Annotated in this window: 17 protein-coding genes and 2 riboswitches; of the genes, 13 read left to right on the top strand and 4 right to left on the bottom strand. The window is 68.9% G+C overall.

Going from position 1 to position 24035, the window contains the following annotated elements; genetic code table 11:
* Window positions 1-128 precede the first annotated feature (128 nt).
* Window positions 129-404, bottom strand: coding sequence for a hypothetical protein (locus HV742_RS20650; RefSeq protein WP_006385850.1), 276 nt, complete (start codon window positions 402-404; stop codon window positions 129-131).
* Between the two features lie 101 nt (window positions 405-505).
* Here HV742_RS20650 and apbC point away from each other — a divergent pair, with 101 nt between their 5' ends.
* The 4 genes from apbC to dcd all read left to right on the top strand — a co-directional run bounded on the left by apbC (window position 506) and on the right by dcd (window position 7989).
* Complete coding sequence (gene apbC / locus HV742_RS20645) at window positions 506-1594, top strand: iron-sulfur cluster carrier protein ApbC (protein ID WP_054414959.1); 1089 nt, start codon at window positions 506-508, stop codon at window positions 1592-1594.
* 3 nt (window positions 1595-1597) lie between these two features.
* A complete protein-coding gene (locus HV742_RS20640) occupies window positions 1598-3490 on the top strand; it encodes an autotransporter assembly complex protein TamA (protein ID WP_175146252.1) in 1893 nt (630 codons plus the stop codon).
* Window positions 3487-7335, top strand: coding sequence for a translocation/assembly module TamB domain-containing protein (locus HV742_RS20635; RefSeq protein ID WP_175146251.1), 3849 nt, complete (start codon window positions 3487-3489; stop codon window positions 7333-7335). Before HV742_RS20640 ends, HV742_RS20635 begins: the two co-directional genes overlap by 4 nt.
* Window positions 7336-7425: 90 nt before the next feature.
* Window positions 7426-7989: a dCTP deaminase gene (gene dcd / locus HV742_RS20630; protein ID WP_006226186.1), complete on the top strand. Its 564-nt coding sequence runs from the start codon at window positions 7426-7428 to the stop codon at window positions 7987-7989.
* A 52-nt stretch (window positions 7990-8041) separates the two neighbouring features.
* Here dcd and HV742_RS20625 read toward each other — a convergent pair whose 3' ends face one another.
* Entirely contained in the window at window positions 8042-8890 is an 849-nt protein-coding gene (locus HV742_RS20625; RefSeq protein WP_175146250.1) for a VOC family protein, read from the bottom strand.
* A gap of 160 nt (window positions 8891-9050) precedes the next feature.
* Between HV742_RS20625 and HV742_RS20620 the strand changes: the two genes are divergently transcribed.
* Window positions 9051-10292, top strand: coding sequence for a GGDEF domain-containing protein (locus HV742_RS20620; protein ID WP_049078112.1), 1242 nt, complete (start codon window positions 9051-9053; stop codon window positions 10290-10292).
* 29 nt (window positions 10293-10321) lie between these two features.
* Here HV742_RS20620 and HV742_RS20615 read toward each other — a convergent pair whose 3' ends face one another.
* On the bottom strand, window positions 10322-10849 hold the full coding sequence (locus HV742_RS20615; RefSeq protein ID WP_366617138.1) for a GNAT family N-acetyltransferase: 528 nt from the start codon (window positions 10847-10849) through the stop codon (window positions 10322-10324).
* Window positions 10850-10955: 106 nt separating this feature from the next.
* Here HV742_RS20615 and HV742_RS20610 point away from each other — a divergent pair, with 106 nt between their 5' ends.
* From HV742_RS20610 to gcvP, 8 genes are all read left to right on the top strand, one after another.
* Entirely contained in the window at window positions 10956-11408 is a 453-nt protein-coding gene (locus HV742_RS20610) for a hypothetical protein (RefSeq protein WP_049076250.1), read from the top strand.
* A gap of 267 nt (window positions 11409-11675) precedes the next feature.
* Window positions 11676-13937, top strand: a complete 2262-nt coding sequence (locus HV742_RS20605; RefSeq protein ID WP_049076248.1) for an arginine/lysine/ornithine decarboxylase — start codon at window positions 11676-11678, stop codon at window positions 13935-13937.
* A 17-nt stretch (window positions 13938-13954) separates the two neighbouring features.
* Window positions 13955-15157 (top strand): BaiN/RdsA family NAD(P)/FAD-dependent oxidoreductase, encoded by a 1203-nt coding sequence (locus HV742_RS20600; protein ID WP_175146249.1) that lies wholly within the window; start codon window positions 13955-13957, stop codon window positions 15155-15157.
* A gap of 259 nt (window positions 15158-15416) precedes the next feature.
* Complete coding sequence (locus HV742_RS20595; RefSeq protein WP_175146248.1) at window positions 15417-16031, top strand: superoxide dismutase; 615 nt, start codon at window positions 15417-15419, stop codon at window positions 16029-16031.
* A 27-nt stretch (window positions 16032-16058) separates the two neighbouring features.
* Window positions 16059-16952 carry a ZIP family metal transporter gene (locus HV742_RS20590; protein WP_054500648.1) on the top strand — a complete coding sequence of 298 codons (894 nt, stop codon included), beginning with the start codon at window positions 16059-16061 and terminating at the stop codon, window positions 16950-16952.
* An 80-nt stretch (window positions 16953-17032) separates the two neighbouring features.
* A riboswitch (glycine riboswitch) is annotated at window positions 17033-17125 on the top strand.
* Window positions 17126-17158: 33 nt separating this feature from the next.
* A riboswitch (glycine riboswitch) is annotated at window positions 17159-17281 on the top strand.
* Window positions 17282-17364: 83 nt separating this feature from the next.
* Entirely contained in the window at window positions 17365-18465 is a 1101-nt protein-coding gene (gene gcvT / locus HV742_RS20585; RefSeq protein WP_054500649.1) for a glycine cleavage system aminomethyltransferase GcvT, read from the top strand.
* A gap of 96 nt (window positions 18466-18561) precedes the next feature.
* A complete protein-coding gene (gene gcvH / locus HV742_RS20580) occupies window positions 18562-18939 on the top strand; it encodes a glycine cleavage system protein GcvH (RefSeq protein ID WP_006385867.1) in 378 nt (125 codons plus the stop codon).
* Between the two features lie 92 nt (window positions 18940-19031).
* Window positions 19032-21905 (top strand): aminomethyl-transferring glycine dehydrogenase, encoded by a 2874-nt coding sequence (gene gcvP / locus HV742_RS20575; protein ID WP_175146247.1) that lies wholly within the window; start codon window positions 19032-19034, stop codon window positions 21903-21905.
* Window positions 21906-22011: 106 nt separating this feature from the next.
* Here the strand turns inward: gcvP and HV742_RS20570 are convergent, their stop codons facing one another.
* Window positions 22012-23982 (bottom strand): DUF945 family protein, encoded by a 1971-nt coding sequence (locus tag HV742_RS20570; protein WP_175146246.1) that lies wholly within the window; start codon window positions 23980-23982, stop codon window positions 22012-22014.
* Window positions 23983-24035: the final 53 nt, after the last annotated feature.

Here is a 24035-nt window from a genome sequence, read left to right as displayed (position 1 = left end):
GAAACGACACAACCCGCCGGTCGCGCACGCGGGCGCCAGGCGGGTTGGGGAACAGCGAGCCGGTCGTTCGGCCACGAGCGCGCGGCGCGGGCCGCCGCGGGAGGCGGCGGGCGCCGGCGATGCCGCGCTCAGCGGACCTCGCGGGCCTCGACGTCGATCACGTCGCCGCGCGGTTGCGTGGCGAACGGGGCGTTGGCGGACTGGAAGGGGCTGGGACGGGCGCCCTGGCGCTGGCTCCAGTAGGCGCGCACGCCGAAAGGCTTGCCGCGCACCTTGGCGACCACGTACAGGATCGCCACGGCTATCGCCGTGGACAGCATGAAGACCAGCGCCATCGCCATGCCAATCAAGGCCAGGGCGGCGAACAACACGGCACGAAAGAAGCGGATGAGAGTATTGGTCATGTAGGTCGGATGCAAAACGCAGCGAAAGGTTCCCGTGTATCCGCTATCCTTTAGGGGATGGCGGCCCGCAGACGCCGCGCTGCCTACGGAACCATAGTGACATGAGTATAACGATAGAACACCTCCGCGCCGCGCTGCGCGGCGCGCAAGACCCCAATACCGGCCTGGATCTGGGCGTTTCTGTAAAAGATCGTGACATTCAAATCGAGGGCGGCCGCGTCACCGTGGCGCTGGAACTGGGCTATCCGGCCGATGCCGTGCGCGAACAGGTGCGTGACATCGCCGTGGCCGCGCTGGCCGGCGCCGGCGCGCCGGGCGCCCAGGTGAACGTTTCCTGGAAGGTGGCCGCGCATGCGGTGCAGAAGGGCCTCAAGCCGCTGCCCAACGTCCGCAACATTATTGCGGTCGCCTCCGGCAAGGGCGGCGTGGGCAAGAGCACCACGGCCGTGAACCTGGCCCTGGCGCTGGCGGCCGAGGGCGCCAAGGTCGGCCTGCTGGACGCCGACATCTACGGCCCCAGCGTGCCGACCATGCTGGGCGTCTCGGGCCGTCCCGAGAGCCTGGACAACAAAAGCATGGAGCCCCTGACCGGTCACGGCCTGCAGGCCAACTCCATCGGTTTCCTGATCGATGCCGACTCGCCCGCCATCTGGCGCGGCCCGATGGTGACCCAGGCGCTCGAACAGCTGCTGCGCCAGACCAACTGGCGCGACCTGGACTACCTGATCGTCGACATGCCGCCGGGCACCGGCGACGTGGCGCTGACGCTGGCGCAGAAGGTGCCGGTGGTGGGCGCGGTCATCGTCACCACGCCGCAGGACGTCGCGCTGCTGGACGCGCGCAAGGGTCTGCGCATGTTCCAGAAAGTCGAGGTGCCGATCCTGGGCGTGGTCGAGAACATGGCCATCCATATCTGCTCGCAGTGCGGCCATGCCGAGCACATCTTCGGCGAAGGCGGCGGCCAGCGCATGGCCGAGCAGTACGGCACGCCCTGGCTGGGCAGCCTGCCGCTGACACTGGCGATCCGCGAACAGACCGACGCCGGCACCCCCACCGTGGTGGCCGATCCTGGCAGCGAAGCGGCGGGCCTGTACCGCGCCATCGCCCGTAAACTCGCGGCCGGCGTTGCGGCGCTGCCCCGTGACATGGCCGGGAAATTCCCGTCCATCGTCGTGCAGCAGCCGTCGTAACGCATGCGGTGGGTGGCCCGGGCCTTCTTGGCTGGACTTTGCGTCGTGGCGGGCGAGGCTGCGGCCAAGCGCCCGGAGATCATCGTGGACCCGGGCGGCGTGCCGCCCGCCGCGCTGCAGGCGATCACCGAGGCGGTGGGCGCCATCGCGCGCCTGGCTGAAGACCAGGACGGCGGCGAAATCAACCGCCTGCGGCGCCGCGCCCGCGACGCCACGCTGGCCGCGCTGGCCACGCAGGGGTATTTCTCGCCCACCGTCACGCTCGAGGCCGGCACCGACATCGGCGGCGAAACCTGGGATATCGGCATCGTGCCGGGCAAGCGAACCACGGTGTCCTCGGTCGACCTGACCTTCACCGGCCGCATCACGCGGCCGGAATACGCGCAGCGGGTGCAGAAGCTGCGCGACGACTGGCTGCTCAAACCGGGCCAGCCCTTCATCAACGCCGATTGGAACAAGGCCAAGTCGTCGCTGCTGGACGAGGTCTCGGTGCGCGACTTCATGCTGGCGCGCATGACGGCGTCCGAAGCCGAGGTGCAGGCCGACAGCGCGTCGGCGGCCCTGCGCGTCACCATCGACAGCGGACCGCAGGTGCGCATGGGCGAACTCAGCACCGAGGGCCTGGAGCGGGTGCCGCCCAAGCTGATCACCCGTTACGTGCGTTATTCGCCGGGGGCGGCCTACGATCAGAACCGGCTGGATGAATGGCAGCAGGACCTGCAGTCCACCGCATTCTTCCGCGGCGCCTTCGTCGCGCTGCGCCAGCCCGGCAGCGACCAGCAGCTTGCCGAACCGGCGTCGGACCGCGCCCGCGCGCCGGGCGCCGCCAACGCCGCCGAGTCGGCGCCTGCCGGCGATCCGGTGGTGTCCGGCGCCGTGCCGCCGCCGCCGCCCAAGTACGACTCGGACGGCGAAGTGACGCTGCCGGTGCAGGTGCGGGTGGTGGAAGCGCCGCCCAAGCGCTTTTCGGCCTCGTTGGGCGTCGACGACGAGGCCGGCGTGCGGCTGGAATCGCTCTATCGCCAGAATGTGGTGTTCGGCCAGCCGCTGACCATGGAATCGGGCTTCAGCGTCGACCGCCTGCAGCAGCGCGTCTATACCGATTTCCTGCTGCCGCCGACCGAGCGCGGCTACAAGGACTCCATCGGGGTGCTGGCGCAGCATTCCGACATCCAGGGCCTGGCGGTGACCCGCTACGCCCTGGGCGCCACCCGCAGCCAGGAGCGCAAGGGCGCCGGCGACAGCCGGGTCACCTACGAAACCCGCTGGGGCCTGCTGCTGGCGCACGACGACGTCAAGATCGACGGCGGCGACGAATATTCTCTGCCCACGCTGACCGCCACCGGCGAGTGGCTGCGGCGCGACGTGGACAACAAGTACGACCCACGCGAGGGCAACCTGATCGCGCTGGGCGGCGGCGTGGGCGTGACACTGGATACCGGCGAGCCCTACACCCGCGCCCGTTTCCGGGCCCAGAAATGGTGGCCGATCGGCAAGCTGGACGTGCTGACCGTGCGCGGCGAGGTCGGGCGGGTCTGGTCCAATGGCAACGTGCAGGTGCCGGACGATTTCGGTTTCCGTACCGGCGGCGCGCGCTCGATCCGGGGCTACAAGTACCAGAGCATCGGCCTCAAGCGCGACAAGGCCATCGTGGGGGCGCCCACGTTGGTGGTTGGCAGCATCGAGTACGACCATTACTTCAATGAACGCTGGGGCATGGGCGTGTTCGTCGATGCCGGCGACGCGGCGCAGTCGTTCGGCGACATGTCGCTGGCGGTCGGTTACGGCGTGGGCGCGCGGGTGCGCACGCCGGCCGGCCCGCTGTTCCTGGACGTGGCCTACGGCCAGCGCGAGCGCGACCTGCGCCTGCACTTCTCGCTGGGGATCGCGTTTTGACGGCGCTGCGCGGATTCCTGCGGCGCCTGTTGGTGTGGTGGCTGCCGGGGCTGGCGATGCTGGCGGTGCTGGCGTGCAGCTTCGTGTTCTGGCTGCTGGCCTCGCAGACCGGCACCCGGCTGCTGCTGACCACCGCCGCCCAGCAACTGGACGGCCAGGCGCTGGACGTGCGCGGCTCGGTGCTGCGCGGGCTGGACGTCGGGCGGCTGGACTTGAACATCAGCGGCACCCGCATCGGCATCAGCGACCTGCGCCTGAGCGTGCATTGGCGCGCGCTGGGCAATCGCTTGCTGCACGTGCGCGAGATCTCGGCGGGCAACGTCGAAGTCGCCCTGACCGCCAGCGACGAAGCCACCGCCAAGGGCGAAGACGAACCCTTCACCTTGCCGTCGCTGCCGGTGGATATCGCCGTGGACCGGCTGGCGCTGGGTGAATTCCATCTGCTGCAGGACGGCCAGCCGCTACCGGTCGAACTGGGCGACCTGAATGCCACTTTCGCCGCCGGCAAGCAGGGCGCGCAACTGCGCATCGCCAATCTGCGCGTGGGCCACGAGGTCGGCCAGGCGCAACTGAGCGGGCAAGCCGAATTGCAGGGCCTGGCCGATCCCTGGCCGTTCGCCGCGCGGCTGGACGTGATGGCGCGCGGATCGGGCCCGGCCTCGCCGCTGTGCCAGGCCGATCAGTTGAGCGGCAAGTTCGCGCCGCCCGCGAAACCGCAAGAGGAAAGGCCCAAGGCGCCCGAGGCGGCCAAGCCCCGGGCCGGCAAGGCCAAGGGGGAATCCGCCAAGGCCGCCGCCGGCGCCAGGCCGTCCTCCGCCACGCCGACCGAGGGCGCCCAGGCCAAGACCACGGATGCGTTCGTCGGCCCGCCGGCGCCGGCCTGCCAGGTGATGTTGCAGGCCGATGCGGCGGGCTCGCTGGACGGCATCCAGGCCAAGCTGGATGGCACCGGCGCCGGTCTGGCGTTGGAGGTGATGGCCGATCTGGCGCCGCGCACGCCGCTGGTGCTGCGCAGCGCGCGCGCCGAGGCGCGGTTGCCGGACCAGTCGACGCTGTCGGCGCGCCTGGACCTGCGGGCGGTGGACGGCCAGCCGGGCCGCGACCGCATCGTCGGCACCGTTGGGGCGCGGCGCCTGGACCTGTCGCCCTGGCTGGGTGACGCGATTCCGCCGGCCATCGTCAGCGCCAGCGCGCAGTTGAGCGCCGAGTTCGAGAACCTCAGCCAGTTGCGCCAGGCCGCGATCGACCTGCGCTTCGAAGACGGCGCGCGCTGGAACAAGCAGGCGCTGGCGGGCGCGGTCAAGGCCCAGGTGGATATCGCCGCGCCCGCCGCCGGCCCGCAGGTCAGCGCCAGCGCCGTGGCGTCGGGCCCAGATGCCGCGCCGGGAGCCCCCGATGCCGCGGTCAGGCCCGCCGCCGATGCGCCCGATGCGCCCGATGCCGCCGCCAAGCCCGCCGCCGGTACGCCCGACGCCGGCACGCCCGCCGCCGATCTGCTGGCCGGACTGCGTATCCACGGCCTGGACGTCGATCTCAAGCTGGGCGCCAATCGGATCCGGGCGCAGGGCGAGATCGGCGGGGCCGACGGCGCGCTGACGCTGGACGCGCAGGCGCCGCAGCTGGATGCATTCTGGCCCGGCATTCCGGGCGGCGCCGACCTCAAGGGCAAGCTCGGCGGTACCATCGCCGCCCATAAGGCCGAGATCACCGCCGGCTACAACCCGCCCAAGCCGCGCCCCGGCGTGTTGGGCGAATCGCGGGCCCAGGCCACGCTCGCCTTCGCTGGCGGTTGGGGCAAAGGCGCGGCGGGGGCGGCCGACGCCGCCCTGACCGGTTGGCGCGGCACGGTTTCGCGCCTGACGGCCGACAGCGCCGGCTTTACCGTTTCGGTCGACCGGCCCGTGACGCTGTCTTACCTGCCGGCGGCGGTGGCGCTGCAATGGCAGTGGCAGGTGGGCCAGACCGTGCTGGGGGTAGCCCTGCCGGGCAAGGAAAAACTGGCGATCGCGCACAAGGGGTCGCGCGGCGACGCCAAGCGCTGGGAAACCGCCGGGCAGGCCGACAACCTGGTCATCACCGCCGCGATGGCGCGGCAGGTGATCGCCGCCGTCGACCCGGAGGCCGCGGCCAAGATGAACAAAGGACCGAAGCGCGTCAATGCTACGGTGGCGGAAAGCCAGCGCCGCATCGCGCTGGACGCGTCCTGGGACCTGAAGTTCGACGGCCGCCTGGCCGGCCGCGCCCGCATCGCGCGGCGCGACGGCGATCTGCTGATCCCGGGCGACCCGCCGGTGCCGCTGGGGGTGAAGGCGCTGGTGCTGGACCTGACCGCCACGCCGACCTCGGCCAACGCCAGCCGGCTGGACGCCAAGCTGGACCTGGCCACCGACAAGATGGGCAAGATCGCCGGCAATGGCACGGCGGTGCTGGCGGTGGACGCCAAGGGCGGCATGGCGCTCGATCCGCGCCAGCCGATCCGCGCCAGGCTGGATGCGGATATCACCGATCTGGCCTGGGTCGGCCTGTTCGTCGGCGACTCCATGGAGGTCGGCGGCCAGGTCAAGGCCAACCTGGAAGCCCAGGGCACGCTCAGCGGCAAGTGGAGCGCGAGCGGCGCGATCCGCGGCGACAAGCTGCGCGTGGTGCGCATCGACGACGGCGTGCGCCTGATCGACGGCACGCTGGCGGCGCGGCTGGACGGCGACAAGCTGGTGCTCGACAGCCTGCGTTTCCCGGCCTCGCTGCGCGTGATGCCGGCCGAATGGCGCACCAAGGAATGGATCACCACCAACCCCGAGGCCAAGGGCGGCTATGCCGAGGCCAAGGGGCAATGGAACCTGATCGACGGCGGCGGCAACGTGCGCCTGACGCTGTATCGCTTTCCGGCGCTGCAGCGCTCCGACCGCTATGCCATGGTCTCCGGCACCATCGACCTGAACGCCGCGATGCCGCGCATCGACATCGTCGGCGACCTGAAGGCGGACGCCGGCTGGTTCAGCCTGGAGATCCTGCAGGGCGTGCCGTCGCTGGACGACGACGTCAAGGTGCGGCGCGCGGGCGACGACCCCGGCACCGTGTCGACGCCGCTGCAGACCAGCATGAACCTGAAGTTCGACATGGGGCCGCGCTTCTACATCACCGGCATGGGGCTGGACGCCGGCCTGCTGGGGTCGATCCAGATCCTGCTGAACGACGGCCGCCTGACCGGCGTGGGCGCGCTGCGCACGCGGGGCGGCGGCATCGAGGCCTATGGCCAGAAACTGCGGCTGCGGCGCGGCACGCTGACCTTCCAGGGCCGCCTGGACAACCCGCTGCTGGACATCGAGGCCCTGCGCACGGGCGAGCAGGTCGAGGCCGGTGTCAAGGTGGTGGGCACCGCGCAGCGTCCGCGTATCGACCTGGTGTCGTATCCGGACGTCAGCGACGTCGAGAAGCTGTCGTGGCTGCTGCTGGGGCGCGGCCCCGACGAAAGCGGCAGCGACGCCGCGCTGCTGCTGTCGGTGGGCACGGCCCTGCTGGGCGGCGGCGAGCCGTTCTACAAGCAATTCGGGCTGGACGACGTCAGCGTGCGCACCGGCAACCTGGGCAGCTCGGGCAGCATTCTGCCGGACCGCACCGTGGCCGGCGACGTCAACCGCGACAGCGATAGTCAGCTGGCGACGCAATTCCTGGTGGCCAGCAAGTCGTTCGCCAATGGCATCACGCTCAGCGTCGAGCAGGCGCTGGCCGGCAGCGACACCGTGGGCCGGGCCAGCTACCGGCTGGCGCGGGGCCTGTCGCTGGACCTGAAGGGCGGTTCGGTCAACGGCATCGCGCTGGTGTACCGTACCTTCTTCGGCGATTGATATCCGATGCCGTTCCGTCCCCATTCGGGGGCGGGGCGGCGCTCGGGATAAAATGTCGCCCATTCCATTCCCCCAAGCACCTCTGCCATCATGAGCATCAAAAGCGACCGCTGGATCCGCCGCCAGGCCGAAGCCGGCATGATCGAACCCTTCGAAGCGGGTCAGGTCCGCACGGCCAATGGCGGGCGCATCGTCAGCTACGGCACCAGCAGCTACGGCTACGACGTGCGCTGCGCCGACGAATTCAAGATCTTCACCAACATCAATTCCACCATCGTCGACCCCAAGAATTTCGACGAAGGCTCGTTCGTGGATTTCAAGGGCGATGTCTGCATCATCCCGCCCAATTCGTTCGCGCTGGCCCGCACGGTCGAATACTTCCGCATCCCGCGCAGCGTGCTGACGATCTGCCTGGGCAAGAGCACCTACGCGCGCTGCGGCATCATCGTCAACGTGACGCCGCTGGAACCCGAATGGGAAGGCCACGTCACGCTGGAATTCTCGAACACCACGCCGCTGCCCGCCAAGATCTACGCCGGCGAAGGCTGCGCGCAGATGCTGTTCCTGGAAAGCGACGAGGTCTGCGAGACCTCGTACGCCGACCGGGGCGGCAAGTACCAGGGCCAGCGCGGCGTCACGCTGCCGCGCACCTGACGGCCCAGCGGCGGGGGCGCCGCCCGGCGCGCCCGCCTTGCCTGCACGCCCGTCAGGCGCGTCCCGGCGCCAGGCGCAGGTATTCGATGTCCCATTCGCTTTCCGACACCTGCGCGAAACCGTGGCGGCGATAGAAGCGGTTCGAGTCGCTGCCGCGCAGCGCGCCCACACTGACCGGCAGGCCGCGTCGGTCGGCATCCTGCAGCAAGCGGCCCAGCACCTGGCCGCCCACCCCCAGCCCCTGCGCCGCGGGCACCACATACAGATGATCCAGCCGCAGGCCGTCGCCGTCCGGGCGCACGGCATAGAAGCCGATGCGCGCGCCGTCGCGCTCGATGAACCAGGTGTGGCCGGGCCGGAACGTGGCGCGCAGCCGCGCCCGCGCCCGTTCCGGGTCGAACCGGCCCAGGCGTTCCAGGCTGTCGCGCATGGCTTCGATACGGATCGCCAGCAGGGTGTCGAAGTCGGCCTCGGTCACCGGCGCGTCGCGTAGCGCGCCCGCCGCCAGCGCGTCGTAGCCCCGGCCCAGGAACTGCATGATGCAGATGCCATGGCCGAATGGATCGCTCAGGTGGGCGATGCGGCCCCAGTCATGCGACGCCGCCGGGTCCTCCAGCCGCGCGCCCGCGGCCACCGCCCGGGCGACCGCGTCGTCGACGTCATCGACCACCACGTCCAGGTGCACTGGCGTCCAGTGGCGGGCGTAGTCGCGCGGCTGGCGCACGGCGCCCGCGGCCGGCGTGCCGGCGGCCTTTTGCAGCAGGTAGATGGGCGCCGACGCGCCCAGCATTTCGGCGGCCCCCGGTCCCAGCCGGCGGTGCAGCGTCAGCCCGAAGGCGCGGCCATAGAAATCGATGGCCGCCTCAAGATCGGGAACGTCGATATTGACCAGGATGCGCATGAGGTTTTTCCAGGGGGGGCGAGCGCTGAACATAGCACGGCGCGCCCGCCGCGCAAGCGTCGCTAACTCGCTAAAGAACCCGCGACCGCGACCGTAAAATGGCATATGTGTTTGCCGATTTGGCGACGTCATCTCAGCAAGCGTGAGCAAGGCCCTATCCGTGCGTTACCCCCATATCCCCTGGCTGCCCCTGTTGTTCTACCCTGCGCTGCCGGTGATGGCGGCGGTCGGGCTGTTGCTGTGGCGCCAGTGGCCTCCGGCGCTGACCCAGATCGTGCCGTTCGTGCCGTGGGTCATGGCGCTGGTCGGCGCGGCCATCTGCCTGATGTACCAGCGCTCGCAGACACTGGCATTGATGCTGGCGGTGCTGGCCGCCGTGGCCGCGTGGCCGATGCTGGCCAGCCAGGCGCCCTGGGCGCTGGGGCCGGCGCTGGTGTGGTGGTCGCTGGCCTACACCATCAATGCGCTGTGGCCCGAGCGCGCCGGCATGCTGCGCGACCTGGCCGCGCGCCTGGGGCTGATGGCCGCGGGCGCCGCCGTCATCGCGTTGGCGGGCAAGGAAGGGGTGGCGCAATTGTTCGGCGCGCTGGCGGTGCAAGGCGTGCTGGCGCGGCTGGGCGTGCCGTTCGAGGCGCTGGCGGCGCTGTTGCTCACAGGCCTGACCCTGACCCTGTTGCTGTTGCGCTATGGCCGTCCGCAGCAGGCCGGCCAATGGCTGGGTTTCGTCTGCATGGCCTGGGCGCTGCCGCGCGGCGCCCAGCACGGCATCGAACTGGCCGTGATGGCCGCCGCCGCGTTGACCTCGCTGTCCATTTCGCTGGCGCACGAGGGCTATCACATGGCCTTCCGCGACGAACTCACCGGTCTGCCCGGGCGGCGTGCGCTCAACGAGCGCCTGCAGCGCATGGGCCGCGTCTATACGCTGGCCATGGCCGACGTGGACCACTTCAAGGCATTCAACGACACCCACGGCCACGACGTCGGCGACCAGGTGCTGCGCATGGTGGCGGCGCAACTGCGCCGGGTGTCTGGCGGCGGCTATGCCTATCGCTACGGCGGCGAGGAATTCACGTTGGTGTTTCCGGGCAAGACCGCGGTCGAGGCCATTCCGCACCTGGAAACCGTGCGGCGCGCGATCGAGGCCTACCAGATGCGCCTGCGTGACAAGCCGGCGCGGCCCAAGGCCGATCAGCTCGGTCTGCGCCGGCGCGGCGCGCGCGCCGGCCGCAATGCGCGTCCGCTGCGCGTGACGGTCAGCATCGGCGTGGCAGAGCGCGGCGAGACGCTGCGCGCGCCGGATGCGGTCATCAAGGCCGCCGACCAGGCGCTGTACAAGGCCAAGGACGGCGGCCGCAACCAGGTCTGCGCCTATGGCGCGCGGCGGCGCGCGGGCGCCGCCTGACGGGGGGGGCGCGCCGAACCCGGGGGGCGTCAACGGCCGGGCAGCGGCAGCGCCATCAGCAATTCGTCGTACAGCGTGCCGTTGACGCACAGCGCTTCCTGCTCGTGGCCGTACTGCTCGAAGCCGAGGCTGGCGTACAACTGACAGGCGGCGGCATTGTTGGCGGTGACGCTCAATTGCACCGTGCGCACACCGCGCATGGCGGCGGCATGGTCGATAGCCGCCCGCATCAGCAGCCGGGCCAGGCCGCGGCCGCGCCAGGGTGGCGCCACGTAGACGCTCCAGACATGCGCCTTGTGCCGCATCTTCAGTTTGCGCTGCCGGGCCACGCCGATGATGCCGGCCAGCGCGTCTCCGGCGAACACGCCGAACATCGCACTGTCGTCCGCGGGGGCGATCCAGCCGCGGATGTCTTCCAGTGTCAGCGTGTGTTCCTCTTCGTAACTCGATCCGAATGCTTCCGGCGTCTCGCGCAGGGCGTCCAGGCGCAGCTGGCGTAGCGCCGGGGCATCCTCGGGGGCAAGACGTCGGACCAGCGGGGCGGGAGCGGAATTCACGGGACGGGGCGAGTGTTGGGAATAGGGAACGGTCTGGCCAGTATAGGGGCAGGGGCCGCCTATAATGGGGTCAACGCCGCTTGCGGTTTTCACAAAGGAGCCACTGATGTTCGGTTTCCTCAAGATAAACCAGGACGCCAAGCGCGACGAAGTCCAGGAAGAGTTCGTGGCGCGCGTGGCCACCGCCGCGCAGGATTTCGTCCAGGCAGCCGGATCGGCCGGCACCGGGCTCGACTACTCCCCGTCGAGCGTCCACGCGCTAGACGACGCGCTCGAAGCCGCGCACCTGGGCACGCTGCCCCTGACCCCCATGCAGACCGTTGGCGCGGCCGCCTACCTCTACGAAGTGGCGCGGCGCGCCCATGGCGGCCTGTACGAGGTCTGCGACGACGAGGACCCGGTGGTGCTGGTCTGCGGCGGGCCCGACGCAGAAATCTGCTTCGGCGCCATCGCCAAGGTCGAACGGCGCATCCGCTACGGCGCCGCCGAGGCCATCCCGCCGTACTTCGACCGCTTCCTGGCGGCGCTGGCGGCGGGCCAGGACGTCACCATCCGTTAGGGTCGGCCGCCCGGCGCGGGCCGCTTCATGGGGCGGACCGGGGGCGCGGCAGGCCCCTCGTCCGCCACCCGGGTCCGCGCCTCGCGCGGCCCGCTGGCGGCCGCCCTCGGGAAAACCATAGGGCCTGGAGAAAAACGGCCCTACAATTCCGCCATTCCCGCCGCCGGCGGGAACCTCGCGCCCGCCTGTCATCAGACGGTTTTTCACTAGAAGTACACTCGCGTCCGCCAACCCGGTCCGATTCGCCTTGCCCCCAGGAGCGCCTGCATGAAATTCCGCTTCCCCATCTTCATCATCGACGAGGACTACCGTTCCGAGAACGCGTCCGGTCTGGGTATCCGCGCCCTGTCCGCGGCGATCGAGGCCGAGGGCGTCGAGGTGATCGGGGTGACCAGTTACGGCGACCTGAGTTCGTTCGCCCAGCAGCAGAGCCGGGCCAGCGCCTTCATCCTGTCGATCGACGACGAAGAGTTCGACGTGGATTCGCCCGAGGACGTGGCCAGCGCGATCAAGAACCTGCGCACCTTCATCGGCGAACTGCGCTTCCGCAACGCCGACATCCCCATCTACCTGTACGGCGAGACGCGCACCTCGGAACACATTCCGAACGACATCCTGCGCGAACTGCACGGCTTCATCCACATGTTCGAGGACACCCCCGAATTCGTGGCGCGCCACATCATCCGCGAAGCGCGCAGCTATGTGGACAGCCTGCCGCCGCCGTTCTTCCGCGAGCTGGTCAAGTACGCGCAGGATGGCTCCTATTCCTGGCACTGCCCGGGCCACTCGGGCGGCGTGGCGTTCCTGAAGAGCCCGGTGGGCCAGATGTTCCACCAGTTCTTCGGCGAGAACATGCTGCGCGCCGACGTCTGCAACGCCGTCGACGAACTGGGCCAACTGCTGGACCACACCGGCCCGGTGGCCGAGTCCGAACTGAACGCGGCGCGCATCTTCCACGCCGACCACTGCTACTTCGTGACCAACGGCACCTCGACCTCGAACAAGGTGGTGTGGCACGCCAACGTCGCCGCCGGCGACGTGGTGGTGGTGGACCGCAACTGCCACAAGTCGATCCTGCACGCCATCACCATGACGGGCGCGATCCCGGTGTTCCTGCGCCCGACGCGCAACCACCTGGGCATCATCGGCCCGATCCCGCTGGAAGAGTTCCACCCGGACAGCATCCGCAAGAAGATCGAAGCCAACCCGTTCGCGCGCGAAGCGGTGAACAAGAACCCGCGCATCCTGACGCTGACGCAGAGCACCTACGACGGCGTGATCTACAACGTCGAGATGATCAAGAAGGAACTGGGCAGCTACGTCGACACGCTGCACTTTGACGAAGCCTGGCTGCCGCACGCCTCGTTCCACGAGTTCTATCAGGACATGCACGCGATCGGCCAGGACCGTCCGCGCAGCAAGGACGCGATGGTGTTCGCCACGCACTCCACGCACAAGCTGCTGGCCGGCATCTCGCAGGCCTCGCAGATCATCGTGCAGGAATCCGAGACCCGCAAGCTGGACCGCAACGTCTTCAACGAAGCCTACCTGATGCACACGTCGACCTCGCCGCAGTACGCGATCATCGCGTCGTGCGACGTGGCCGCCGCTATGATGGAGCCGCCGGGCGGCACCGCGCTGGTCGAGGAGAGCATCCGCGAAGCCATGGACTTCCGCCGCGCCATGCGCAAGGTGGAATCGGAGTTCGGCAAGAACGACTGGTGGTTCAAGGTCTGGGGCCCGAACCGCCTGGTGTCCGAAGGCATCGGCAACCGCGATGAGTGGATCCTGGAGTCGAACGACCACTGGCACGGCTTCGGCGACCTGGCCGAAGGCTTCAACATGCTGGACCCGATCAAGGCCACGGTCATCACGCCGGGGCTGGACATGTCGGGCAGCTTCGGCGAAACCGGCATCCCGGCCGCGCTGGTCTCCAAGTACCTGACCGAGCACGGGGTGGTGGTCGAGAAGACCGGCCTGTATTCGTTCTTCATCCTGTTCACCATCGGCATCACCAAGGGCCGCTGGAACACGCTGCTGACCGCGTTGCAGCAGTTCAAGGACGACTACGACCGCAACCAGCCGCTGTGGCGCATCCTGCCGGACTTCTGCCGCGGCCATCGCCGCTATGAGCGCATGGGCCTGCGCGACCTGTGCCAGCAGATCCACGAGGCCTACCGCGAACGCGACGTGGCCCGCCTGACCACCGAGATGTACCTGAGCGACATGGTGCCGGCGCTCAAGCCGTCCGACGCCTTCGCCCGCATGGCGCACCGCGAGGTCGAGCGCGTGGATATCGACAAGCTGGAAGGCCGCGTCACCGGCGTGCTGCTGACGCCGTATCCTCCGGGCATCCCGCTGCTGATCCCGGGGGAGCGCTTCAACCGCACCATCGTCCAGTATCTGCAGTTCGCGCGCGAGTTCAACGAGCGTTTCCCGGGCTTCGAGACCTACATCCACGGCCTGGCCGACGAAGTGGGGCCGGACGGCGAGAAGCGTTATTACGTTGATTGCCTGATCGAAGACTGATCGGGTCCGGAGTCCTGATGTTCGATGTCGCCGTTCTCGGCGCCGGCGCCGCTGGCATGATGTGTGCCGCGGTCGCCGGTCAGCGCGGCCTGCGCGTGGTGCTGGTGGATCACGCCGAACGGCTGGCCGAGAAGATCCGTATCTCGGGCGGCGGCCGCTGCAACTTCACCAACATCGGCGCGGGGCCCGCCAATTTCCTCTCCGACAACCCGCATTTCTGCCGGTCGGCGTTGTCGGGCTACACCCCGCAGGACTTCCTGGCGCTGCTCAGGCGCCACCGCATCGCCTGGCACGAGAAGCATCGCGGCCAGCTGTTCTGCGACGATTCCAGCGAATCCATCATCGAGATGCTGCGCGCCGAATGCGATGCCGGCGGCGTGCAGTGGCGCATGGGCTGCCAGGTGGCCGAGGTGGCCCATGGCGAGGCCGGCTTCGAACTGCGCACCAGCCAGGGCGTGATCCGCGCGGCCAAGCTGGTGGTGGCCACCGGCGGCATGGCGATCCCGCAGTTGGGCGCCACCGATTTTGGCCTGAAGCTGGCGCGCCAGTTCGGCCTGAAGGTGGTCGAGCCGCGGCCGGCGCTGGTGCCGCTGACCTTCGACGCCGCGCACTGGCAGCCGCTGGCCGAGCTGTCCGGCGTGGCGCTGGAGGTCAACCTGGCGACGGGGCAGGGCAAGGCGCGCTGCGAGTTTCTCGAAGACCTGCTGTTCACCCATCGGGGCCTGTCGGGCCCGGCGATCCTGCAGATCTCCAGCTACTGGAAGCCGGGCGAGCCCATCGTCATCGACCTGGCGCCGGGGCGCGACCTGGCGGCCGAACTGCTGGCGGCCAAGTCCGGCAACCGGCAGCAGTTGCACACGGTGCTGGCCGGCCTGTGGCCCAAGCGCCTGGCCGACCGCTGGCTGCAACTGGCCGAGCAGGGCGGCAAGCCGGGCCTGGCGGCGCTGCGCCTGGCCGATGCGCCGGACAAGACCCTGCGCGCGCTGGCGCAGGACATCCACCAATGGACCCTGGTGCCCAGCGGCACCGCCGGCTACAAGAAGGCCGAGGTCATGCGCGGCGGGGTCGATACGCGCGGGCTGGACCAGAAATCGATGCAGGCCCGCGCCATGCCCGGCCTGTACTTCATCGGCGAAACCGTGGACGTCACCGGCTGGCTGGGCGGCTACAACTTCCAGTGGGCCTGGGCCTCCGGCGTGGCCTGCGGCAAGGCGCTCTAGCCGTTCCGGGCGCTGCCCGCGTGCCCCGCGCTCCGGCCACATTCCTTCTGGGCGCGACGCCCGCTTTGTCCAACGCTTTTCCCGCCGCCGGCGCGGGCACGCTTCGTGCTGCTCGCCAAGGGCTGTCCGGCCCATAGCCTGCCTGCATGACAGGCATTGCAACGTTATCGTTGTCGTATCAAATAAAAATACCTATCATTTGTATTTTCAAAAATAAGACGCTCGCCATCGTCGGCGGCGTTGCCCGACGGAGATCGCCTTGGCCTACACCCTGCCGCCCCTGCCTTACGCCTACGACGCGCTTGAACCGCACATCGATGCGCTGACGATGGAGATCCACCACGGCAAGCATCACCAGACCTACGTCAACAACCTGAACGCCGCGCTGGAAGGCGCCGGCATCGCCACCGACGAGCCGGTCGACGCCCTGGTGGCGCGCATCGACCAGTTGCCCGAGGCGATCCGCGGCGCGGTGCGCAACAACGGCGGCGGGCATGCCAATCACAGCCTGTTCTGGGCGGTCATGTCGCCGCGCGGCGGCGGCGAGCCCGACGGCGCGCTGGCCCGCGCCATCGATGCCGAGCTGGGCGGCCAGGCAGCCTTCCGCGATGCCTTCACCAAGGCCGCGCTGACGCGCTTCGGCAGCGGCTGGGCCTGGCTCAGCGTGACGCCGGACGGCAAGCTGGCAGTGGAAAGCAGCGCCAACCAGGATAGTCCGCTGATGCAGGGCAACACGCCGATCCTGGGGCTGGACGTGTGGGAGCACGCCTACTACCTCAAGTACCAGAACCGCCGTCCGGAATACATCGGCGCCTTCTACAATGTGATCGATTGGTCCGAGGTGGCGCGCCGCTACGCCGTCGCCGTGGGCTGAGCCGGCATCGCGCGGGGGCAGTGGACCATGAACACCTTCAGCCGTCATCGCATCCGGCCCGCGGCCACCAGCGTCAGCGTCTGGACGCTGGCGGTGCTGGTCGCCTGCCTGGGCCTGCACCAGGCCTGGGTCTATTTCGATGCCAATGCGCCGCACGTGGCCGACGCGCTGCTGGGCGGCATGGTCGCCGCCGGCGCCACCGCGGCGGGCACGCTGCCGATCCTGTTCGCGCGCACCATCCCCCAGAAGATGCAGGACAGCATGTTCGGCTTCGGCGCCGGCGTGATGCTGGCGGCCAGCGCGTTCTCGCTGGTGGCGCCGGGCATCGCGGCGGCCGAGTCGCAGGGCGCCGGCCCCTGGGGCGCGGGCCTGACGGTGGGCGCCGCCATCCTGCTGGGCGCGGCGGCGCTGCTGCTGATGGACCGGCTGTTGCCGCACGAGCATTTCATCAAGGGCCGAGAGGGCATCGAGGCGCACCGCCTGCGCCGCGCCTGGCTGTTCGTCTTCGCCATTACGCTGCACAACCTGCCCGAAGGCCTGGCCATCGGCGTCGGCTACGCCGGCAACGATCCGCTGCGGGGCACCGCGCTGGCCACCGGTATCGCCATCCAGGACATCCCCGAAGGATTGGTGGTGGCGGTGGCGCTGATCGCCGCCGGCTACAAGCGCGCGTTCGCGGTGGCGCTGGGCATGCTGTCGGGCCTGGTCGAGCCGGTCGGCGCGGTGCTGGGCGCGGTGGTGGTGGGCTGGTCGACGGCGTTGCTGCCGTGGGGCCTGGGCTTTGCCGCCGGCGCCATGCTGTTCGTGATCAGCCACGAGATCATCCCCGAGTCGCACCGCAAGGGGCACGAGGTCTACGCCACCTGCGGCCTGATGCTGGGCTTCGTGCTGATGATGCTGCTGGACACCGCGCTGGGCTGACACGGGCGCGGCGCGGCGACCGGCCAGCGTTCACGGATCAACAACGCAATCGCGTTTCGCGGTATGCTTTCGGCGCTGTCACGCATGTTGCGGGAGAGAGCGGCCGTTCGCGGCTGCCGCCGAAGGCGCAATTCGCCCGGAATCGCTCAGGTATCCCATACCGCGCATGCTTGCCCTGTCCCGGTTTTCACCGCGCGGACGCGGCAAAGCAGCACTCTGGAGAGACCTGGCGCCGCTGCCCAATCAGGGACATAGCGAGCAGCCCAGGCGCCGAAGGTGCAAACCCGCCACGCGGGGCAACTCTCAGGCAAAAGGACAGAGGGGCGGAAGATTCAGCCGTTGCGTGGGCGCATCCCGTCCGCCGGCGGCATTCCGTAACCCTGGCAACGCTGCCGCTCCGGAGTACCCGCGCATGTCCGCACCCCTCAAACGCACCCCGCTGGCCGACGAACATATCGCCTCTGGCGCTCGCATGGTCGATTTCGGCGGCTGGGACATGCCCCTGGCCTACGGCTCGCAACTGGAGGAGCACCACGCGGTGCGCCAGGATGCCGGCATGTTCGACGTCTCGCACATGCTCAACGCCGACATCACCGGCCCCGACGCCTACGCCTTCCTGCAGCGCCTGGTGGCCAACGACGTGGCCAAGCTGACCGTGCCCGGCAAGGCGCTCTACACCTGCATGCTGAACCCGCAGGGCGGCGTCATCGACGACCTGATCGTGTATTTCTTCGCCGCCGACGAATGGCGCGTGGTGGTCAACGCCGGCACCGCCGACAAGGACATGGCCTGGATGCAGCGCGTCAGGCAGGCCGGCAAGTTCGACGTCACCATCACGCCGCGCCGCGACCTGGCCATGATTGCCGTGCAGGGCCCCAATGCCCGCGCCAAGGTCTGGGCCGCGCGCCCGGCCTGGCAGGCCGCCAGCGAGCCGCTGACCCCGTTCGTGGCCGCCCGCGTCGGCGACGACACGCTGGTGGCGCGCACCGGCTACACCGGCGAAGACGGCTTCGAGATCGTGCTGCCCGCCGCCGAGGCGGTGCAACTGTGGCGCGACCTGGCGGCCCAGGGCGTGCGCCCGGCCGGCCTGGGCGCGCGCGACACGCTGCGCCTGGAAGCCGGCATGAACCTCTACGGCCAGGACATGGACGAACTGACCCAGCCCGGCGAAGCCGCGCTGACCTGGACGGTGTCCCTGAAGAACCCCGAGCGCCGCTTCATCGGCCGCGACGCGCTGGAGCAGTTCGCCACGCCCGCCGCCTTCGTCGGCCTGAAGCTGCAGGAACGCGGCGTGATGCGCGCCCACATGGCGGTGCGCACCAAGAACGGCACGGGCGAACTCACCAGCGGCACCATGTCGCCGACGCTGGGCGTGTCGATCGGTTTTGCCCGCCTGCCGCAAGGCGTGGTCGCGGGCGACACGGTCGAGGTCGACATCCGCGGCAAGTGGGTGCCTGCCCTGGTCTGCAAGCTGCCGTTTGTCCGTAACGGCAAAGCCGTCGAACACTCGTAAACTCGAAGCTTCGCGCCGCTGGCCGGGCCCTCGGGGCAGGCCGCCGGCGCGAGGCGCGCAACACCATTTCCTTATCCGAATCCCCCAGGAGTTCCCATGAGTCTGCCCACCGATCGCAAGTACACCGAGTCCCATGAATGGGTCAAAGCCGAAGGCGACGTGTTCGTCGTCGGCATCACCGATACCGCCCAGGACCAGCTGGGTGACCTGGTCTTCGTCGGCGACGTCAAGGTCGGCGCCAAGCTGAACGCGGGCGAGACCGCCGGCGTGGTCGAGTCGGTCAAGGCCGCCTCCGACATCTACGCGCCCGTGGCCGGCGAAATCGTCGCGTTCAACGACGAGCTGGAAAGCAACCCCAACCTGATCAACGAATCGGCCTTCACCGCCTGGATCTTCAAGATCAAGCCGGTCAACGCCGCCGATGCCGACAAGCTGCTGGACGCCGCCGGCTACGAAGCCGTCGCCAACGGCTAAGCCCGTCAGGGCGGGCGCGGCGCTGGCGCCGCCGCCCGTCCATGCATCACCGTCCGTCCCTCCCGACGACACCGCCATCCCGAGATCCCCCCATGTCGCGCGCCCTAGACACCCACACCGACTTCATCCCCCGCCACATCGGCCCCTCCGACGCCGACCAGGCCGCCATGCTCGCCGCCATCGGCAGCCCCAGCCTGGACGCCCTGATCGAAGAAGTCGTGCCGCCCAAGATCCGCAGCCAGGCGCCGCTGGCGCTGCCGCCGTCGCGCAGCGAAGCCGACGTGCTGGCCGAACTGAAGCAGATCGCCGGTCGCAACAAGGTCTACCGCAACTACATCGGCCAGGGGTACTACGGCACGCAGACGCCCAACGTGGTGTTGCGCAACATTCTCGAGAATCCCGCCTGGTACACGGCCTACACGCCGTACCAGCCCGAGATCTCGCAGGGCCGCCTGGAGGCCCTGCTGAACTACCAGACCATGGTTGCCGACCTGACCGGGCTGGACATCTCCAACGCCTCGCTGCTCGATGAAAGCACCGCCGCCGCCGAAGCCATGACGCTGGCGCGCCGCGGCGCCAAGTCGCGGAGCCCGGTGTTCTTCATCTCGCGCCACGTGCATCCGCAGACCATCGAAGTCGTGCGCACCCGCGCCGAGGGCCTGGACATCGAGATCGCCGTCGGCGACGAGGCCGACGGCCTGCCGGAGTGCTTCGGCGTGCTGCTGCAGTACCCGCACAGCACCGGCTCGGTGGCCGACTACCGCAAGCTGGCCGAGGCCGCCCACGCGCAGGGCGCGGTGGTGGCCGTGGCCACCGACCTGCTGGCGCTGGCGCTGCTGGCCGCGCCTGGCGAATGGGGCGCGGACATCGCCATCGGTTCGGCCCAGCGCTTCGGCGTGCCGTTCGGTTTCGGCGGCCCGCACGCCGGCTTCATGGCCTGCAAGGACGCCTTCAAGCGCAACATGGCCGGCCGCCTGGTCGGCGTGTCCAAGGACGCCCAGGGCAACCCGGCGATGCGCCTGGCGCTGCAGACGCGCGAACAGCACATCCGCCGCGAGAAGGCCACCTCGAACATCTGCACCGCGCAGGTGCTGCTGGCCGTGATGGCCGGCATGTACGCGGTCTGGCACGGCCCGGCCGGCATCCGCCGCATCGCCGAGCGCGTGCAGCGCTACACCGCCATCCTGCGCGCCGAACTCGGCAAGCTGGGCATCAAGGTCGCCAACGACACCTTCTTCGACACGCTGCTGCTGGAAACCGGCCCGGCCACGCCCGCCATCATCACGGCCGCCGAGTGCGAGCACATCAACCTGCGCCGCGTCGACGGCGCGCGCCTGGCCGTGTCGCTGGACGAGACCGTCACCGCCGCCGACCTGCAGGCGCTGGTGAACGTGTTCGCCGCCGGCCTGGAACGCGACGACGTCGAACTGGACATCGACGCGCTGGACGCCAAGGCGGCCGGCGGCATCCCCGCCGCGGTGGCGCGTGAAAGCGCCATCCTCAAGCATCCGGTGTTCTCCAGCGTGCAATCGGAAACCGACATGCTGCGCTACCTGCGCAAGCTGGCCGACAAGGACCTGGCGCTGGACCGCACCATGATTCCGCTGGGCTCCTGCACCATGAAGCTGAACGCCACGGCCGAGATGATCCCCATCACCTGGCCCGAGTTCGCGCTGGTGCATCCGTTCGCGCCCGCCTCGCAGAGCAAGGGCTACGACGAGCTGATCACGCGCCTGTCGGCCGCGCTGTGCGAAATCACCGGCTACGACAACATCAGCCTGCAACCCAACTCGGGCGCGCAGGGCGAATACGCCGGCCTGCTGGCGATCCGCGGCTACCACCAGGCCAACGGCCAGCACCAGCGCAACGTCTGCCTGATCCCGTCGTCGGCCCACGGCACCAACCCCGCGTCGGCGCAACTGGCCGGCATGGACGTGGTGGTGGTGGCCTCCGACGCCAACGGCAACGTCGACCTGGGCGACCTGCGCGCCAAGATCGAACAGGTCGGCGACAAGCTGGCCGCGCTGATGATCACCTACCCGTCCACGCACGGCGTGTTCGAGGAAGCCGTGACCGAGATCTGCGACCTGGTGCACCAGGCCGGCGGCCAGGTGTACCTGGACGGCGCCAACATGAACGCCATGGTCGGCGTGGCCAAGCCGGGCAAGTTCGGCTCGGACGTGTCGCACCTGAACCTGCACAAGACCTTCTGCATTCCGCACGGCGGCGGCGGCCCGGGCGTCGGTCCGGTGGCGGTGCGCGCGCACCTGGCGCCGTACCTGCCGGGCGTGGTCAACGAGCAGGGCAAGCTGCCGGGCGAAGCCAAGGTCGGCCCGGTCTCGGCCGCGCCGTTCGGCTCGGCCGGCATCCTGCCGATCCCGTTCGTGTACATCGCGCTGATGGGCGCCGACGGCCTGCGCCGCGCCACCGAAGTGGCGATCCTGAACGCCAACTACATCGCCACCCGCCTGCGCGGCCACTACCCGGTGCTGTACGCGGGCCGCAACGGCCGCGTGGCGCACGAGTGCATCCTGGACGTGCGTCCGCTCAAGGAAACCAGCGGCATCAGCGCCGAGGACATCGCCAAGCGCCTGATGGACTACGGCTTCCATGCCCCCACCATGAGCTTCCCGGTGGCCGGCACGCTGATGGTCGAGCCGACCGAATCCGAAGGCGTGGCCGAGCTGGACCGCTTCATCGAGGCGATGATCTCGATCCGCGAGGAAATCGCCCAGGTCGAGCGTGGCGAACGCGATCGCGAGGACAACGTCCTGAAGAACGCGCCGCACACCGCGCAGATGCTGCTGGCCGAGGAATGGCTGCACGACTACCCGCGCCAGCAGGCCGCCTACCCGGTGGCGTCGCTGCGCGAGGCCAAGTACTGGCCGCCGGTGGCGCGCGTGGACAACGCCTATGGCGACCGCAACCTGGTTTGCGCCTGCCTGCCGGTCGAAGCCTACGCCTGATGCCGCGTGACGGCCCGCCCCTTGGGGCGGGTCATCGAGGCTTGCCTGGCGACAGGCAAAAAAAACCCCCATCGCACGATGGGGGTTTTGCTTTTGCGCGGCCGTCTTACTTCCTGGCCGGCGCCGCCGACATCGCGGTGGCGAATTCCTCGGTGATGCTGAAGTAGGTGTTCAGCAGGATCTGCAGGTTTTTCTTGCCGATGCCGCCTTCGGCGTTCATGTCCATCTGCAGCACGGCCTGGTTCTTGTCGTCCAGGTAAGCGCGGGTCCAGCGGTACTCCTGGTTCCAGGCGTTGATGGCCTTGAGCGTGGCCGGCTTCTTGCTGGCGTAGGTGGCGGTGGCGACCAGGTCGTAGCACTTCTCGGAGAAGTCATTGCACAGGAATTCCAGGCGCAGGTCGGTGGCGCCGGAATTGCTGGCGTCCAGGATCAGCACCGGACCTTCATCGCCGTCGGTCTTGCGGGTGGTGTAGCCCATGTCTTCCAGCATATGGACGACCATGTCGACGTCGAACTCATTGACCACGTCGGCGTTGCTGGTCGCGGCCATTTCGTCGTCCATGGCGGTGGCGCCGGCGGCCGGTTCGGCTTCTTCCTCGTCATCGTCCATCGCGCTGTTCATGCCGGTCGCGCCCAGCAGGCCCGAGAACAGTTCGTCGGCGGGAATCTTCTTGCCGTTCAGGTCGCCCATGCCGTCGGCGAAGTGGAACTTGCCGACGATGTTGTCGCCGTCGTTCTTGCCGACGTTGAACATCTCGGCCATGCCGGACATGCTGCGGATGTTGTCGGCGGCCTCGGCTTCGGCCTTGTCTGCGGGCATGCCGTCCTTCTTGATGGCGTACTGCACCATCAGGTCCTGCACCATCGGCTTGGAGATCACCAGCGTGGCGTCGATCTGCTTGATGGCCTTGACCACGATTTCCTGCGGCGTCAGGTCCTTGACGTTGGGAGGATTGGCCAGGTCCAGCGTGACGTTCAGCTTGCTTTCGCCCTTGGCGGTCTTCCAGCTGATCGGGTCGATGCTGAACGAAGGGTTGCCGGCCAGCAGCTTGCCGGCGTTATCCAGCAGCACCTGGAACTGTTCGTCGTTCAGGCCCTCGTCGTGGGCATCGGCCATGTATTGGCGCATCAGCTGGTTGTAGGTATCGGACAGCTGCTTGACCGCGGCGCCGTCCAGCCGGGCCAGCTTGATGACGGCCTGGCCGTTGCCCAGCGGCACGTCGTTGACGTTGATGTCGCCGGTCTGGTAGGCGGCCTGGATGTTGATGTTCTTGTCGTCCTCGGCCAGCTTGACGGTGTAGCTGAAGTTGTCGAGGATCACCTTGGCGTCGGCGTCCGGCTTGATGACTTCGATGCGCTTGATCTTGATGCCCGAGTCGCCGACCGACAGGCCGAACTTGCCCATGCGGCTGTCCACGTCCATGGTCAGGCCGGACATCGCCATCTTGATCGGATCGCTGCCCTTGGTGCCGTCCACCGCCAGGGTGTCGGTCTTGGCATTGGCGGTGATGGCGGCCAGTCCGCGGTCGAACGTGCCGGTGATTTCCATGCCGCTGAAATCGACCGAGTTGCCTTCATGCGTCACCTTCACCGGCGCGATGCGGGCGGTCGATGCCGTGCTGCCGCCAAAGCTGACCATGGCATCGGTGACCAGGGGCGAGACGTCCTTGGTCAGCTCGAACACCGGCTTGACGTTGTCCGTCTTGGCCATTTCGGTGTGGACGAAAGCCAGCTTGGGCGCGATGGCGCCGCGCGCCAGCGCGCTCTTGGGGAACGGGCCGTGTTCGATGCGGGCGTCGAATTCCAGCATGCCGTCCGGCATGTCGCTCAGACTCTTGTCGCTCTTGACGAACGACACGCCGTAGCGCGCCTGCGTCGAGAACAGGCCACGCTCGTATTTGATCTGGTCGATGCGCAGGCCGAACAAAGGCGTGATCTTGGCCAGCTTCTCGTTGGCCTCGGCCAGGCGACGCTGGGCGCCTTCCTCGATGCGCTTGCCGGTGTACCACGTGGCACCGACCCAGCTTCCCGCTCCCACTATGACCACCGCGAGGGTGATCGCTACGCTCTTTTTCATCGTTTTGCTTTGTCGTTGATTGTCGAGTCTCGTCCCAGCGGCGCGACGCCATT

This window comes from Achromobacter ruhlandii (assembly GCF_902859695.1).
Lineage (GTDB): Bacteria > Pseudomonadota > Gammaproteobacteria > Burkholderiales > Burkholderiaceae_B > Achromobacter > Achromobacter ruhlandii.
The sequence above is the reverse complement of the archived record's forward strand: the minus strand, read 5'-3'. Positions and strand labels throughout refer to the sequence as shown.